Annotated in this window: 14 protein-coding genes; 13 read left to right on the top strand and 1 reads right to left on the bottom strand. The window is 50.0% G+C overall.

What is annotated here, in order from left to right; translation table 11 throughout:
• Positions 1-450 precede the first annotated feature (450 nt).
• The 11 genes from DWZ03_RS03060 (at position 451) to DWZ03_RS03010 (ending at position 11,637) form a co-directional block, all read left to right on the top strand.
• Positions 451-810 carry a hypothetical protein gene (locus DWZ03_RS03060; protein ID WP_034529745.1) on the top strand — a complete coding sequence of 120 codons (360 nt, stop codon included), beginning with the start codon at positions 451-453 and terminating at the stop codon, positions 808-810.
• Positions 811-990: 180 nt separating this feature from the next.
• A complete protein-coding gene (locus DWZ03_RS03055) occupies positions 991-1,356 on the top strand; it encodes an SH3 beta-barrel fold-containing protein (RefSeq protein WP_008664384.1) in 366 nt (121 codons plus the stop codon).
• Positions 1,357-1,381: 25 nt separating this feature from the next.
• Positions 1,382-2,083, top strand: coding sequence for a Lin1244/Lin1753 domain-containing protein (locus DWZ03_RS03050; protein ID WP_005827562.1), 702 nt, complete (start codon positions 1,382-1,384; stop codon positions 2,081-2,083).
• 59 nt (positions 2,084-2,142) lie between these two features.
• Positions 2,143-2,907, top strand: coding sequence for a glycerophosphodiester phosphodiesterase family protein (locus tag DWZ03_RS03045; RefSeq protein WP_005837303.1), 765 nt, complete (start codon positions 2,143-2,145; stop codon positions 2,905-2,907).
• Between the two features lie 340 nt (positions 2,908-3,247).
• Positions 3,248-4,096, top strand: a complete 849-nt coding sequence (gene dapF, locus DWZ03_RS03040; protein ID WP_120128772.1) for a diaminopimelate epimerase — start codon at positions 3,248-3,250, stop codon at positions 4,094-4,096.
• 27 nt (positions 4,097-4,123) lie between these two features.
• On the top strand, positions 4,124-5,356 hold the full coding sequence (locus tag DWZ03_RS03035) for an LL-diaminopimelate aminotransferase (protein ID WP_120128770.1): 1,233 nt from the start codon (positions 4,124-4,126) through the stop codon (positions 5,354-5,356).
• 85 nt (positions 5,357-5,441) lie between these two features.
• On the top strand, positions 5,442-6,167 hold the full coding sequence (locus DWZ03_RS03030; RefSeq protein ID WP_044467880.1) for a hypothetical protein: 726 nt from the start codon (positions 5,442-5,444) through the stop codon (positions 6,165-6,167).
• A gap of 71 nt (positions 6,168-6,238) precedes the next feature.
• Positions 6,239-6,595 (top strand): P-II family nitrogen regulator, encoded by a 357-nt coding sequence (locus DWZ03_RS03025; RefSeq protein WP_005827548.1) that lies wholly within the window; start codon positions 6,239-6,241, stop codon positions 6,593-6,595.
• A gap of 58 nt (positions 6,596-6,653) precedes the next feature.
• Positions 6,654-7,922 carry an ammonium transporter gene (locus DWZ03_RS03020; protein WP_005837308.1) on the top strand — a complete coding sequence of 423 codons (1,269 nt, stop codon included), beginning with the start codon at positions 6,654-6,656 and terminating at the stop codon, positions 7,920-7,922.
• A 45-nt stretch (positions 7,923-7,967) separates the two neighbouring features.
• Positions 7,968-10,157 carry a glutamine synthetase III gene (locus DWZ03_RS03015; protein WP_005827544.1) on the top strand — a complete coding sequence of 730 codons (2,190 nt, stop codon included), beginning with the start codon at positions 7,968-7,970 and terminating at the stop codon, positions 10,155-10,157.
• 181 nt (positions 10,158-10,338) lie between these two features.
• Positions 10,339-11,637: a S28 family serine protease gene (locus DWZ03_RS03010; protein WP_120128767.1), complete on the top strand. Its 1,299-nt coding sequence runs from the start codon at positions 10,339-10,341 to the stop codon at positions 11,635-11,637.
• A gap of 85 nt (positions 11,638-11,722) precedes the next feature.
• Here DWZ03_RS03010 and DWZ03_RS03005 read toward each other — a convergent pair whose 3' ends face one another.
• Entirely contained in the window at positions 11,723-12,298 is a 576-nt protein-coding gene (locus DWZ03_RS03005) for an HdeD family acid-resistance protein (protein ID WP_005837311.1), read from the bottom strand.
• 628 nt (positions 12,299-12,926) lie between these two features.
• Here DWZ03_RS03005 and trpB point away from each other — a divergent pair.
• Both trpB and DWZ03_RS02995 read left to right on the top strand, forming a co-directional pair.
• Positions 12,927-14,105 carry a tryptophan synthase subunit beta gene (trpB, locus tag DWZ03_RS03000; protein ID WP_171029006.1) on the top strand — a complete coding sequence of 393 codons (1,179 nt, stop codon included), beginning with the start codon at positions 12,927-12,929 and terminating at the stop codon, positions 14,103-14,105.
• Between the two features lie 59 nt (positions 14,106-14,164).
• Positions 14,165-15,565: an anthranilate synthase component I family protein gene (locus DWZ03_RS02995; RefSeq protein WP_035448685.1), complete on the top strand. Its 1,401-nt coding sequence runs from the start codon at positions 14,165-14,167 to the stop codon at positions 15,563-15,565.
• Positions 15,566-15,638: the final 73 nt, after the last annotated feature.

Here is a 15,638-nt window from a genome sequence, read left to right as displayed (position 1 = left end):
TATAAACGAACGTATTAGAAACAAAAAAGCGTTTTTTAATCGTACGTTAAAAAAACACCTATTTCGAACTTATACAAGACATACTCAAAGAGCTAAAAATAAGAAGATTTTAACTGATTACATATATTGCATATACTGCTGAAATTCAATGTAATATACTTATCATTATTTATTATTAGGAACATTTTTCTATCAAACATTTTGCCATTACAAAAAACGTCTCTATCTTTGCGTTCATTAAACGTACGTTTTTTAAACAGCATATCATCTTATATATCAACCATTTACAACTCGCCCTTCACATTTCCCTCCAAAATTCCCTTATTTCTCCCTCACTTTTTATACTTTCGCATTTTTTAACCAGAATAAAAAACAGTTAAACGAACGAAGAATTACACAAATGAAAGAACTCAAAAAAAGAAGCATCTCAACAGTAACGAACAGAGAAGCATGTCGTATCAATCTGATACACAGAAACTAAGAGCAACAAAAGTAAAAGAACACAGTTCCATAGTGGATGAAAAGCTATTGTCAGAACGGGTTTACTACGGAGACCAGACCCATGTTTATGTAGGTTACTTAAGAGCCTTTAAATCAGGCTATTTTGAAGGCACAAAAATTAGAAAAATAACGGATATAGCCAAGTTGCTCGTAGCATCCGAAAACTTCACAAAGAGAGCCAGAGGAGAGCAAAAGCCTTTGACTTACAGCACCATAATCACCGAATTGGAGAAGGTATGGGCCATCATAAAACGGGAAGATACCACACTGATTGACCCATACGGATATGATGTAAGGATAAATCACTGATAGTTCAGTACCTGGAAAGGCAGTAATTTTGCCGCCGTCAGCAACCGGACAGAAGGGCTACACCTTTCTCGTCGGATGGTGTAGCCTCAACAAGGCAAGGGCGTAGCCATCCGTACTGAAAGGAGTAGCCCTTTTTCATTGCTGATTATCATACATTTACTAACCCTAAAAACATAAAAAATGGGAAAAGAAAAAACTGAATTTGAGGAGAAATTTGTATCCAAAACAGAAAAAGCAAAAAAGCTATGGGAAAAACGGATTACGGAAAACACGACATTGAGCATGGAGTCTGTACAATGGATGGCACAACGCATAAATTCCCTATTGGAATACATGCGATACGGATATGCATTGATAGCCTACCGAAAGCAGGACGGCAGCTTCTACATGGGAAGAGGAACCCTTGTTTCCTACGAAAGCGACTTCAAAAAGAAACATGACATGACAAGCATTAAAGCTCACGTAGCCTATTGGGACGCGGAACAACAAGGCTGGCGGACTTTTCTGATTGAGAACTTTATGGAATGGAGACCGATAGTAAACTAACAAAAAAACACCAATATCAAAAGCTATGGAGGCTTATTTACTACATGATGCCAATGCCGGCAGCAACCTAAAATTAATGATTATGATACAAGAAGAAGGTATGAAAGGATATGGCATTTACTGGACAGTGCTCGAATTCCTCAGATTGCAGAACGAATATAAAGCCAGCCTGAAAGTGATTCCCATACTGGCACAAAAAGCAAGGGTGACAACTGCCACACTGAAGCGAATCATCTATGACTATGCGCTGTTCGAGGTGAACGAGACAAGCTTCTCATCCCCCGGACTAAGCCGCCGCATGGAGCCATGGGACGCCCAACAAGAAGCTAAAAAGGAAGCCGGACGTCGCGGTGGACTGGTTAACCAGCAGAGAATCAGGGATGCCAAGACAAGCAGCGCTTTAGCAAATAAACTAAATAAAGAGAATAAAGAAAACCCCTCTCTATCTCCCCAAGGGGAGACGGGAAGAAGGAAGGAGGAGATTCTTCTGACTCCACCGGAGTACACGCTCAACAGACAGACGCATAATTACCAAGGCCTAATGGAAGAACTGGCAAGGCAGAAAGTAACCGACATACACGATTTGAATGCCATCCTGAGACTGACGGATTTTGGAAAACTGGGAGGGAAAATCTGGAAAATCCTATACGAGTTGAACAGCTCACCCCAACTGAAAGCCCGTATCGTGATGCCTGGAAAGTACATACTGAAATTACTCAGAGGTTAGATTTAATAAAAGAAATATAATACTTATCTTTGTGTCCATAACAAAACACCCTAATCATTATGAATCTGAAAAAACTATTTTTTGCTTCCGCCCTGCTCTTTGCTGCATGCGGCACTATCCAGGCCCAGGAAGTCATTGCCCACCGTGGTTTCTGGACTACGGACGGCTCGGCCCAAAACTCCCTTGCCGCACTTGTAAAGGCTGATTCTATCCACTGCTACGGTTCCGAGTTCGACGTTTGGCTCACCACAGACAATCAGCTGGTTGTCAATCATGACGCCACCTTTAAAGGCGTGACTATGCAAGATGCCACAGCCAAGGTATGCACCGCCGTACAACTGGACAACGGCGAACAACTCCCTACCCTGCAACAGTATCTGGACAAGGCAAAAAGCCTGAAAACCCGCCTTATCCTCGAACTGAAAGCCCACAAGACCCCCGAACAGGAAACACGAGCCGTAGAGGGCATCGTAAAAATGATAAAGGACAAAGGGCTGGAGGACCGTACGGAATATATCACCTTCTCCCAACATGCCACCAAGGAGTTTATCCGTCTGGCACCCAAAGGCACCCCCGTCTACTACTTGACCGGTGACCTTACCCCCAAGGAGCTGAAAGCATGGGGTTGTGCCGGTCCCGACTATCACTTCAGTGTCTTCCAAAAACATCCCGAATGGATAAAGGAATGTCACGACCTCGGCATGAAAGTGAACGCCTGGACTGTAAACGAAGCCAAAGACATGGAATGGCTTATCAGCCAAGGAGTAGATTTCATCACAACCAATGAACCGGTAGTGCTGGAAGAAATTTTAAAGAAAAAATAGCCGTTCCTTATACATTTAGAAACAAAAACCAAACAAACCGCTTCATTATGTTCGCAATGGAGCGGTTTATTGTTTTCAAAAAGATAGCAATTAGTCTTATAAAAAATCTTTTTTCTTATTTTGAATCAAACTAAACTTTCACATGGATTACAATTTATATAAAAACAAAGCCATATGCTTTTAAATTGAAAGCCTGACAGTAGATATTCTCATTGAATGAAAGTTTCGCTAAAAAATAATAGAAAATAGATATGCTTTACAGTTAATTATAAAACAAAACGTCGTATATTTGCATCGAAATAAAACAAAAGGATATATTAACCAACTGATAAAGGACAAAATGACAAGAGCTATAAAATTCACCAAGATGCACGGTGCCGGAAACGACTACATTTATGTAGATACGACCCAATATCCTATCAGCCATCCGGAAGAACTTGCGAGGGCATGGAGTGCACCGCATACGGGAATTGGAAGTGACGGTCTGGTACTTATCGGTTCTTCGGACAAGGCCGATTTCAGCATGCGGATATTCAATGCCGACGGCTCGGAAGCCCGGATGTGCGGCAACGCAAGCCGCTGCATCGGAAAATATCTTTTTGACTACGGACTGACCTCCAAAACAGAAATCACACTCGATACACTGTCAGGTATAAGGATGCTAAACCTGCACTTGGCAGACGGAAAGGTCAACTCTGTAACCGTAGACATGGGCATACCTGCCGACGAACCGGCAGATTACGACGGCAAAGGAGCCAAACCGATGAAAGAACAGCCCATCGAAGTGGACGGAGAACGATATGTAGGGACCACCGTATCCATGGGAAACCCGCATCTGGTAATCTTTGTCAATGATATTGAAGCCATCGACCTTACAGTCATCGGTCCCAAACTGGAGAATCACCCTCTCTTCCCCGGACGCATCAATGTAGAATTTGCCCAGATATTGGGAGAAGGAAAAATAAGGATGCGTGTCTGGGAACGAGGCTCGGGCATCACCCAAGCCTGCGGAACCGGAGCTTGTGCCACTGCCGTGGCAGCCTTCCTCACCGGACGCGCAGGAAGGGAATCCATCATCATCATGGACGGAGGCTCACTCAACATCCGATGGGACATCGCCACCAAGCATGTACTGATGACGGGAGAAGCCACCAAAGTATTCGACGGCAAAATTGAATTAATTGACTAACCACCAACTATCAACCAAGAAAAGATTATGGCATTAGTAAACGAACATTTTTTAAAGCTACCGGGCAGTTATCTGTTTTCAGACATAGCCAAGAAGGTAAATACTTTCAGGATAACACATCCCAAGCAAGAGGTCATCCGTCTGGGTATCGGAGACGTTACCCGGCCACTGCCACCAGTCTGCATCGAAGCGATGCACAAGGCAGTGGAGGAGATGGCTGACGCACGGACATTCCGTGGATATGGTCCCGAGCAAGGATACGACTTCTTGATAGAAGCCATCATCAAGCACGATTACCTTCCACGCGGCATCCACTTCGGTCCTACGGAAATCTTCGTGAACGACGGAGCAAAGAGCGACACGGGAAACATCGGTGACATTCTCCGCCACGACAACAGTGTAGGCGTGACCGACCCTATTTATCCGGTCTATATAGACAGCAACGTGATGTGCGGACGTGCCGGAGTATTGGAAGGAAACGGCCAGTGGAGCAACGTTACCTACATGCCTTGTACCGCCGAGAACGACTTCATCCCGGAGATTCCGGACAAACGAATCGACATTGTCTACCTCTGCTATCCCAACAACCCGACGGGAACCACTCTGACCAAGTCCGAATTGAAGAAATGGGTAGATTATGCGCTCGCCAACGACACGCTGATTCTGTTCGATGCTGCCTACGAAGCCTTCATCCGCGAAAACGACGTGCCCCACTCCATCTATGAGATAAAGGGAGCAAAGAAATGCGCCATCGAGTTCCGCAGCTTCTCGAAAACTGCCGGATTCACGGGAGTACGCTGCGGCTACACCGTTGTGCCGAAAGAACTCACTGCCGCCACGCTGGAAGGCGAACGCATCCCGCTGAACAAGCTCTGGAACCGCCGCCAATCTACCAAGTTCAACGGCACCAGCTACATCACCCAGCGGGCGGCGGAAGCCATCTACACACCGGAGGGACAGCGGCAGATAAAGGAAACGATAGATTATTATATGGACAATGCCCGGACCATGAAGCAGGGCCTTGAAGCGGCCGGGCTGAAAGTCTACGGCGGTGTGAACGCTCCTTACATCTGGCTGAAAACACCCGACGGAACAAGTTCCTGGCGGTTCTTCGAACAGATGCTGTACGAAGCCAATGTAGTGGGCACACCGGGTGTAGGTTTCGGCCCCAGCGGTGAAGGATATATCCGGCTGACGGCCTTCGGCAAGCACGAAGACTGCGTGGAAGCCATGAAGCGCATCCGGAAGTGGCTGAAATAAAAAAACAATTGAATTAGCGAGGTACTTGCTATAATCGAGTCGGACTGATCATCCGGAATTTTTCTAAACTTAAAGGTAAAAAGGTATGAAAACAAAAAGTGTAAAATGGGGAATAATGGCAATGGCGCTGTTATCAATGGCAATGCCTTTCACGGCAAAGGCTCAGGATAAAGTGGAAGCGTCGGCAGGCGTCGACCTCGTAAGCGGTTACGTGTGGCGTGGCCAGGATTTGGGAGGGGTAAGCCTCCAGCCGAGCGCATCCATCGCCTACAAAGGTTTCTCTCTGGGAGCTTGGGGCTCCGTAGGCATCGAGAGTTCGGACACGAAAGAGTTCGACCTCATACTGGGATATTCAACCGGAGGCTTCAGCGTATCGGTGACGGACTACTGGTACAATGTGACCGGAGATGGGGTGACAGCCAAATACTTCCAGTACGGTGCACACAATGCTGCCAACTCACATCTGTTCGAAGCGCAAATCGGCTATGATTTCGGCCCCGTAGCCATAAACTGGTACACCAACTTTGCAGGCGACGACGGTGTTGACAAAGACGGTGACCGTGCTTATTCATCCTACATCTCCGTGGCAGCCCCCTTCACACTGGGCGGTCTGGACTGGACGGCCGAGATAGGCGCTACCCCTTGGGCCACGGACTTCTATGGAGCCAACGGATTTGCCGTATGCGACGTCAGCCTGGGAGTATCAAAAGACATCAAAATCACCGATTCCTTCTCCCTCCCGTTGTTTGCCAAAGCAACCTGGAATCCAAGGTCTGAAGGTGCCTATTTCGTAGTCGGACTAAGTTTCTAAGATGAAAAACCTATGATTTACACACACCGAACGGTAAATCGTAAATTGTCTAATCGTAAATTATTTAAGGTATGAAAAAGATTGAAGCTATTATCCGAAAGACCAAGTTCGAGGACGTGAAGGACGCGCTGCTCGAAGCGGACATCGAATGGTTCTCCTATTATGATGTACGGGGCATCGGGAAATCCAGACAAGCCCGTATCTACCGTGGTGTCATGTACGACACCAGTTCCATCGAGCGCATCCTTATCTCCATCGTGGTGCGCGACAAGAATGCGGAAAAGACCGTACAAGCCATCATCAAATCTGCACAAACCGGTGAAATCGGCGACGGACGTATCTTCGTCATCCCCATTGAGGATGCCATACGCATACGTACTGCAGAGAGAGGCGACATCGCACTCTACAATGCCGAACAAGAAAGATAACGGGCAGCTACAAACCACAACCAAGAAAATACAATACAACTAAAAGCAACAAGAAATTATGGATAAACTTATTTTAAGTGAACTGACCAACGGACTGAACACTGTATGGATGCTGCTTGCAGCCATGCTGGTATTCTTCATGCAGCCGGGCTTTGCACTGGTCGAAGCCGGTTTCACCAGAGTAAAAAATACGGCCAATATCCTGATGAAGAACTTCGTTGACTTCATGTTTGGCAGTCTGCTCTACTGGTTCATCGGTTTCGGACTGATGTTCGGTGCAGGCGGATTCATAGGAATGCCCCATTTCTTCGACCTCTCGTTCTACGACGGAGGCGGGCTTCCCACAGAAGGTTTCCTGGTATTCCAGACTGTATTCTGCGCAACGGCTGCCACCATCGTGTCCGGCGCTATGGCAGAACGTACCAAATTCTCCATGTACCTGGTTTACACCATCTTCATCAGTGTGCTGATTTATCCCGTTTCCGGTCACTGGACTTGGGGCGGCGGCTGGCTGATGAACGGTGAGGCAGGTTCCTTCATGATGGAAACATTCGGAACAACTTTCCATGACTTCGCAGGTTCCACCATCGTCCACTCCGTAGGCGGCTGGATTGCCCTGGTAGGTGCGGCCATCCTCGGCCCGCGCATCGGGAAATACGGCAAAGACGGCAAGTCAAGAGCCATTCCGGGACATAACCTCACGATTGCGGCACTGGGTGTATTCATCCTTTGGTTCGGATGGTTCGGCTTCAACCCCGGTTCACAGTTGGCAGCAGCCACTACGGACGATGCAAGGGCCATCTCGCATGTATTCCTCACCACCAATCTGGCAGCCTGCGCAGGCGGTTTCTTTGCATTGGCGGTAAGCTGGATGAAATATGGCAAACCCTCCTTGTCTCTGACACTGAATGGCATTCTGGCCGGATTGGTAGGCATCACGGCCGGTTGTGACATGGTTTCTCCCTTCGGGGCGGTAATCATCGGCACCATCTGCGGCATCCTGATGATTTATTCGGTGGAATTCATCGACCGGACACTGAAAATTGACGACCCCGTAGGGGCCAGTTCCGTACACGGCGTCTGCGGTTTCACGGGAACCATCCTCACCGGACTGTTTTCCACCAGTGAGGGACTGTTTTACGGTGCAGGCTGGAGCTTTCTCGGAGCGCAGGTATTCGGTGCACTCGTAGTAGGCGCATGGGCAGCAGGCATGGGATTCATCATCTTCAAAGGACTCGACAAAATCCACGGCCTCCGCGTTTCCAAACGTGTGGAGGAAGAAGGACTCGACATTTACGAACACGGCGAGTCTGCCTACGGTGCATAATGATTTTATATTTTATTAAACCAACAATTACAACTCTAAGGTATTATGTCAAAATTGAGATTCAGAGTAGTAGAGACGGCGTTCAAGAAGAAACCCGTTGCAGTGGCAGTCCCGGCGGAACGTCCGTCAGAGTATTTTGCCAAGTATGTATTCAACAAGGAGAAGATGTTCCGCTATCTGCCGAGCAAGGTGTATGCCAAGCTGACGGATGTGATTGACAACGGAGCTCCGCTGGACCGCAGCATAGCCGACGAGGTTGCCGCAGGTATGAAGAAATGGGCGGTTGAAATGGGGGCGACCCACTATACGCACTGGTTTCATCCGCTGACCGAAGGTACTGCCGAAAAGCACGACGCTTTTGTGGAACACGACGGCAAAGGCGGCGTGATGGAGGAATTCACCGGCAAACTGCTCGTGCAGCAGGAACCGGACGCTTCCAGTTTCCCGAACGGCGGTATCCGCAATACGTTCGAGGCACGTGGCTACTCGGCATGGGACCCCTCCTCCCCGGCATTCATCGTAGACGACACGCTCTGCATCCCGACTATTTTCATCGCCTATACCGGTGAGTCTCTGGACTACAAGGCACCGTTGCTGAAAGCCCTGCGTGCCGTAGACAAGGCTGCCGTCGACGTATGCCACTATTTCAATCCGGAAGTAAAGAAAGTGGTTGCCTATCTGGGCTGGGAGCAGGAATATTTTCTGGTTGACGAAGGGTTGTACGCCGCACGCCCCGACCTGCTGATGACCGGACGCACGCTGATGGGCCATGACAGCGCCAAAAACCAGCAGTTGGAAGACCACTACTTCGGGGCCATCCCCAGCCGTGTGGCCGCTTTCATGAAGGAACTGGAAATCGAAGCGCTGAAACTCGGCATCCCCGTCAAGACCCGTCACAACGAAGTGGCTCCCAACCAGTTCGAGCTGGCTCCCGTCTTCGAGGAATGCAACCTGGCGGTAGACCACAACATGCTCATCATGGCCTTGATGCGTAAAGTGGCACGTAACCACGGTTTCCGCGTACTGTTGCACGAAAAGCCCTTCAAGGGTGTCAACGGTAGCGGCAAGCATAATAACTGGTCGCTGGGTACGGACACCGGCATCCTGCTCCACGCACCCGGCAAACTGCCCGAAGAGAACCTGCGTTTCATCACCTTCGTAGTGAATACGCTGATGGCCGTATACCGTCACAACGGATTGCTGAAAGCCTCCATCTCCAGTGCGACGAACGCCCACCGGCTGGGTGCCAACGAAGCGCCTCCGGCCATCATCTCTTCCTTCCTGGGCAAGCAGTTGAGCCAGGTGCTGGAACACATCGAAGAGAGCACCAAGGACGATCTCGTCAGCCTCAGCGGCAAGCAAGGCATGAAGCTGGACATCCCGCAGATTCCGGAACTGATGATAGACAATACCGACCGCAACCGCACCAGCCCGTTCGCCTTCACCGGCAACCGCTTCGAGTTCCGCGCCGTGGGTTCCGAGGCCAACTGCGCCAGTGCCATGATTGCGCTGAACTCCGCCCTTGCCGAGCAGTTAACGGAATTCAAGAAAGATGTGGACGAACTGATTGAAAAGGGTGAACCGAAAATCTCCGCCATCCTCGAAGTCATCCGCCGGTACATCAAAGTCTGCAAACCCATCCACTTTGACGGCAACGGTTACAGCGACGAATGGAAAGCCGAAGCAGCCCGCCGCGGTCTGGACTGCGAGACAAGTGTTCCCGTCATCTTCGACAACTACCTGAAACCGGAGAGCATCCGGATGTTCGAGTCCATCGGCGTCATGACGAAGAAGGAACTGGAAGCCCGCAACGAGGTGAAATGGGAAATGTACACCAAGAAAATACAGATTGAAGCCCGTGTGCTCGGAGATTTGGCCATGAACCACATTATCCCCGTAGCTACACAGTATCAGTCGGATTTGATTGACAACGTCTACAAGATGAAAGACCTGTTCCCCGCAGAGAAGGCTGCAAAACTGTCTGCCAAGAATCTGGAACTCATCGAAGAGATTGCCGACCGTACCGCCTTCATCAAGGAGCATGTGGATGCCATGATCGAGGCGCGCAAAGTGGCCAACAAAATTGAGAGTGAACGTGAAAAAGCCATCGCCTACCACGACAACATCGTACCGATGATGGAGGAAATCCGTTACCACATCGACAAGCTGGAACTCATCGTCGACAATCAGATGTGGACGTTGCCCAAATATCGCGAGTTACTGTTTATAAGATGAAAAATGAAGGATGAAGGATGAATCCTTAATCCCTATCTCATTCTTTTGTTGGTTGTTTTAAGTTTGCAGGGGGGAGAGGTGCCGCGAGGCAGTTCTCTCTCTTTTTTTCGTCCATGCCAACTGTTGGCGGTAAGCGGGAAATAACCTATCTTTGCCCGTCAGATAAAACAATCCTGTCATCATGAAGAATTTACGTAACTGCTATGCAGCGTTCCTGCTGTTTGCCTTGCTGTTCGTTTCGGCTGCTGCCCCGGCACAAACCGGTTTGCAGCAAAAACTGGGTCGGATTTCCGCCATTACGGAAACCCGTCCGTTGGAGTCCACTCGGTTCTCCGAGAAGTATGTAACCTATTTTACCCAGCCGTTGGACCACCGTCGTCCCGAAAAGGGCAGTTTCCGCCAGCGTGTGATTGTCTCCCACGTCGGCTTCGACCGTCCCACGGTGATTGTAACCGAAGGCTATGGAGCCGCCTATGCCCTCAATCCCAAATATCGCGAGGAACTTTCCGAGCTGCTCGATGCCAACATGATTTTTGTGGAATACCGTTATTTCCTGGAATCCACCCCTGAGCCTAAAGACTGGCAATACCTCACCGCCGAGAATTCTGCCGACGACCTGCACGCCGTCCGCAACGCCTTTAAAAGCATCTATCCCGGCAAATGGATTGCGACCGGCATCAGCAAGGGCGGACAGACTACCCTGCTCTACCGCACGTTCTATCCGGACGACGTGGATATTTCCGTGCCTTATGTAGCTCCGCTCTGCTACGGGGTGGAAGACGGACGCCACGAGCCTTTCCTCAGGAAAGTGTCTACTCCGGAGGACCGCAAACGGATTGAGGACTTCCAGTTGGAAGTGTTGAAACGGAAAGCCGCACTGCTCCCCCGCTTTGAGAAATATTGCGATGAAAAAGGACTCAAGTTCCGTGCGCCCGTTGAAGAGATATACGACTATTGCGTGCTGGAGTATTCTTTTGCCCTTTGGCAGTGGGGAACTCCCGTCAGCAGCATTCCTGCCACCACGGCCTCGGACGATGAGATATTTGCCCATCTGCTCGACATCAGTAATCCCGACTACTTCATTGCCGACAGTCCCACAGCCTCATTCTTCGTGCAGGCCGCCCGCGAACTGGGCTATTACGGCTACGATACGAAGCCTTTCAAGAAGTATCTTTCCATCCAATCGAGCAAGGGTTACCTGCATCGCCTGATGCTTCCCGAAGAGCTGAAAGACATGCCCTTCGACAAGACCCTAAGCAAGAAAATCACGAAGTTCCTGAAAGAGAATGACCCGAAAATGATATTCATCTACGGACAGAACGACCCGTGGACGGCTGCCGGAGTGACCTGGCTGAAAGGGAAGAAGAACATCCATGTATTCGTAGAGCCCGGCGGAAGCCATCGGGCACGCATCGGCACACTGCCCGAAGAGGAAAAGAAGCAAGTGATGGAGCTGATAAATGAATGGTTGAAACAATAAAAACGGATGGTCCGTGTGGCATGAACAGACCATCCGTTTACTCCTGACAGACCATCTGTTCAACCTCAACAGATGGTCTGTTTTTTTATTCTATAATTTGTGCATCCTCAATATCGTCCACTGCCTTTACTGAAGCATCCGGTGTCTTCGGGCGGCGACGCGTAAACTTGAACCAGTTCAGCAGTTCCGAAGCCGCATAGACCAGACTGCTGATACCGATAATGATAAATGCCGTGGAGCGTACTCCCGTAGGATTGAACAGCGCAACCAAGCCGGCAAGCAGAATCAATACCGGAACCACATAAAAACCTCCCGGTACCGGCATCCAGCGACGGGCAGCGGAAAGCGAGGCAATCTGTTGCACTCCTCCCATCACCAGGATAAATCCCAATACAAATGTCAGCAAATCGGCAAAGAAACCGGGCATGATAATCAGCCACAAGCCAAACAGCAGGCTGCCCACCCCCTCGACAGGGAAACGGCTGCGCATCTCCGTGCTCTGTGCAAAGTAGCCTATGATGCTGACAAGCGAAGGCACCAGGAAAATGACACCTATCGTAATCACAAAGTAATCACCGGCCTGGTCGGGAAACATCACCAGCACCAAACCGATAACCAGCGCACATATCGCACGCAAAAATGAGTAACTTAATCCTTTCATGAGTCTATGTTTTTTTGCGAAGATACATCTTTATCCGAATAACTCCACACGAAAATCCCGAAAAATCAGTTTACATTCAGCCAGGCATTCATATCTTCGGCCACAAAGAGCCAGTATAATAACAATAGTACAGCAATAACTACGCCTATGGCAACTAAATGTTTTCTATTCATAGTTTGTTCCTTTCTTTTTTTGAATGAATATTCGTTTTTACTACACTTATAAGAACAATATTTCAAGAAAAATGTTCTTATCCAGAAAAAAAGTCATATTTATTTTGGCAGTTAAAACAAAGTGCTTATATTTGTCGCGAAAACGAAGACAGGCTGCACCTCAGCATAAAAAATGAACAAGTTCATTTTATTATACATTCGGTTTGCACTGTCTTTGCCCCTAATAAAACAAAAAAAGTCAATGAAAACAATGTTAGTAAATACATATTGGTGGTGGCACCCGTTACAACTCCGACAGTCGTAAGGGAGCAGCGCTCGTATGTATATATGTAATATATAGTAAAAAACAAAAAGAGCCCTGTCGCACCAAGCGACGGGGCTCTTTTCGTTTAAGCAATAATGCGTTTTGATTTCTGAAATAGTAAATAGTAAATCGTCAAATAGTAAATAACATGATGAATTTCTTAGTTGACAAAGAAGGTTATTACGGAGAGTTCGGCGGGGCATACGTTCCCGAAATCCTCCACAAATGTGTAGAAGAGTTGCAGAACACCTACCTCAAAGTGCTGCAAAGTGAGGACTTCAAGCGTGAATACGACCAGTTGCTGCGCGACTACGTGGGACGCCCTTCCCCACTCTACTTGGCACACCGCTTGTCCGAGAAGTACGGTTGCCGGATTTACCTCAAGCGTGAAGACCTGAACCACACCGGTGCCCACAAAATCAACAACAGCATCGGGCAGGTATTGCTGGCACGCCGCATGGGCAAGCGCCGCATCATCGCCGAAACCGGAGCCGGGCAGCACGGGGTGGCCACAGCCACCGTCTGCGCCTTGATGAACATGGAATGCATCGTCTACATGGGTAAGACCGACGTAGAGCGCCAGCGCGTCAATGTGGAGAAGATGAAGATGCTCGGCGCCACCGTCGTTCCCGTCACCAGTGGCAATATGACGTTGAAGGACGCCACCAACGAAGCCATCCGCGACTGGTGCTGTCATCCCTCGGACACCTACTACGTGATAGGTTCCACCGTCGGCCCGCATCCGTACCCCGACATGGTGGCACGCCTGCAGTCCGTCATCAGCGAAGAAATAAGGAAGCAGCTCCTTGAACACGAGGGACGCGAATGCCCCGACTACCTCATCGCCTGCGTAGGCGGAGGAAGCAATGCAGCCGGCACCATCTATCACTACGTCAACGACCCGCACGTGCAAATCGTCCTCGCCGAAGCCGGAGGAAAAGGCATTGAAACGGGAATGACAGCCGCCACCATCGCCCTCGGCAAGATGGGCATCATCCACGGCTCGCGCACCTACGTCATCCAGAACGAGGACGGACAGATAGAAGAGCCCTATTCCATCTCTGCCGGACTGGACTATCCGGGCATCGGCCCCATGCACGCCAACCTTGCCAAGCAGAAGCGTGCCATCGTCCTCGCCGTCAACGACGACGAAGCCATCCGCGCCGCCTACGAACTGACCCGGCTCGAGGGCATCATCCCCGCATTGGAAAGTGCCCACGCACTGGGTGCGCTGGAGAAGATGAGGTTCAAGCCGACGGACGTGGTGGTGCTGACGGTGTCGGGACGGGGGGATAAGGATATAGAGACGTATTTGAGTGATGAGTTATAAGTGATAAGTGATGAGCTATTTGAAAATACGAGATGCAATGAAATAAAATACAAGATACAATGAAACAATATGATTATAAAACAATCAGCCGCACCATGCTCGGTGACTTGCATACGCCGGTGAGCACGTATCTGAAGGTGCGCGACATCTTTCCGCAGAGCGCACTTATGGAGAGTTCCGACTATCATGGCAGTGAGAACAACCGCTCGTTCATCGCTCTGTGTCCGCTGGCAAGTGTCAGCATAGACCACGGCACGGCTATCTTCCGTCTGCCGGACGACAGCCGCGAAGAGCATCCCATAACCGAAAAATACCGGGTGGAAAACGCACTGAACGATTTCCTCTGCCGCTTCCGCGTGGAGGGCGAATACAGCAATTACTGCGGACTCTACGGATACACCTCCTTCAATGCTGTCCGCTACTTCGAGAATATCCCCGTGAAGGACAGCCGCGAAGCTACCAACGATGCGCCGGACATGCTGTACATATTATATAAGTACCTCATCGTCTTCAACGACTTCAAGAATGAGATGCTGCTCCTCGAGATGCTGGCGCCCGGCGAGACCAGCGGACTGGACCAGGTACAGAAGGCCATCCATAACCGCAACTACACCGCCTACGATTTCCGCGCCATCGGCCCCACCACCTCCCCGCTTACGGACGAGGAGCACAAGGCGAATATCCGCCGGGGCATCGCCCACTGTCTGCGCGGCGACGTTTTCCAGATAGTCCTCTCCCGCCGGTTCGAGCAGCGTTTCACGGGCGATGACTTCAAGCTCTACCGTGCCCTGCGCAGCATCAACCCTTCTCCCTATCTGTTCTATTTCGACTTCGGGGGCTTCCGCATTTTCGGCTCGTCTCCCGAAACCCATTGCCGCATCGAAGGCCGCCATGCCTATATCGACCCCATTGCCGGAACCACGAAGCGCACCGGCGATGCAGAGCAGGACGCCCTCAATGCCCGGTACCTGCACGACGACCCCAAAGAGAACGCCGAACACGTGATGCTTGTGGACCTTGCCCGCAACGACCTCTCCCGCAACTGCCACGATGTAAAGGTGGACTTCTATAAGGAGATGCAGTATTACAGCCATGTCATCCACCTCGTCAGCCGTGTCAGCGGAACGCTCCGCGAAGAGGCCGACCCCGTCAAGGCCTTCATCGACACCTTCCCTGCCGGTACCCTGAGCGGTGCCCCCAAGGTACGCGCCATGCAACTCATCAGCCAGCTGGAACCGCACAACCGTGGAGCCTACGGCGGCTGCATCGGTTTCATCGGACTGAACGGCTCGCTGAACCAGGCGATTACGATTCGTACTTTTGTCAGCCGCAACGGTGTCCTCTGGTTCCAGGCAGGCGGCGGCATCGTAGCCAAGAGCAACGACGAATACGAACTGCAAGAGGTGAACAACAAGCTCGGCGCACTGAAAAAAGCGATTGAGATGGCAGAAAAAATGTGAGTTTATGTACGATTTGACGATTTACGATGTACGATTTGCCATGCGGCGTACATTGCGCAGCCAAATCGTACAT

Origin of the sequence: Bacteroides sp. AF29-11 (genome assembly GCF_003602895.1) — a bacterium.
Classification (GTDB): Bacteria; Bacteroidota; Bacteroidia; order Bacteroidales; family Bacteroidaceae; genus Bacteroides; species Bacteroides uniformis.
Note: the sequence above shows the minus strand (reverse complement) of the source record. Positions and strands in the feature narration are given on the sequence as shown.

What these genes read in the sequence shown, in the direction of transcription:
- DWZ03_RS02995 (WP_035448685.1), top strand. Translation starts at nt 14,165, where the DNA reads ATGAAACAATATGATTATAAAACAATCAGCCGCACCATGCTCGGTGAC.
- DWZ03_RS03030 (WP_044467880.1), top strand. Translation starts at nt 5,442, where the DNA reads ATGAAAACAAAAAGTGTAAAATGGGGAATAATGGCAATGGCGCTGTTA.
- DWZ03_RS03050 (WP_005827562.1), top strand. Translation starts at nt 1,382, where the DNA reads ATGGAGGCTTATTTACTACATGATGCCAATGCCGGCAGCAACCTAAAA.
- DWZ03_RS03010 (WP_120128767.1), top strand. Translation starts at nt 10,339, where the DNA reads ATGAAGAATTTACGTAACTGCTATGCAGCGTTCCTGCTGTTTGCCTTG.
- DWZ03_RS03025 (WP_005827548.1), top strand. Translation starts at nt 6,239, where the DNA reads ATGAAAAAGATTGAAGCTATTATCCGAAAGACCAAGTTCGAGGACGTG.
- DWZ03_RS03045 (WP_005837303.1), top strand. Translation starts at nt 2,143, where the DNA reads ATGAATCTGAAAAAACTATTTTTTGCTTCCGCCCTGCTCTTTGCTGCA.
- trpB (WP_171029006.1), top strand. Translation starts at nt 12,927, where the DNA reads ATGAATTTCTTAGTTGACAAAGAAGGTTATTACGGAGAGTTCGGCGGG.
- DWZ03_RS03005 (WP_005837311.1), bottom strand. Translation starts at nt 12,298, where the DNA reads ATGAAAGGATTAAGTTACTCATTTTTGCGTGCGATATGTGCGCTGGTT.
- DWZ03_RS03015 (WP_005827544.1), top strand. Translation starts at nt 7,968, where the DNA reads ATGTCAAAATTGAGATTCAGAGTAGTAGAGACGGCGTTCAAGAAGAAA.
- DWZ03_RS03020 (WP_005837308.1), top strand. Translation starts at nt 6,654, where the DNA reads ATGGATAAACTTATTTTAAGTGAACTGACCAACGGACTGAACACTGTA.
- DWZ03_RS03060 (WP_034529745.1), top strand. Translation starts at nt 451, where the DNA reads ATGTCGTATCAATCTGATACACAGAAACTAAGAGCAACAAAAGTAAAA.
- DWZ03_RS03055 (WP_008664384.1), top strand. Translation starts at nt 991, where the DNA reads ATGGGAAAAGAAAAAACTGAATTTGAGGAGAAATTTGTATCCAAAACA.
- dapF (WP_120128772.1), top strand. Translation starts at nt 3,248, where the DNA reads ATGACAAGAGCTATAAAATTCACCAAGATGCACGGTGCCGGAAACGAC.
- DWZ03_RS03035 (WP_120128770.1), top strand. Translation starts at nt 4,124, where the DNA reads ATGGCATTAGTAAACGAACATTTTTTAAAGCTACCGGGCAGTTATCTG.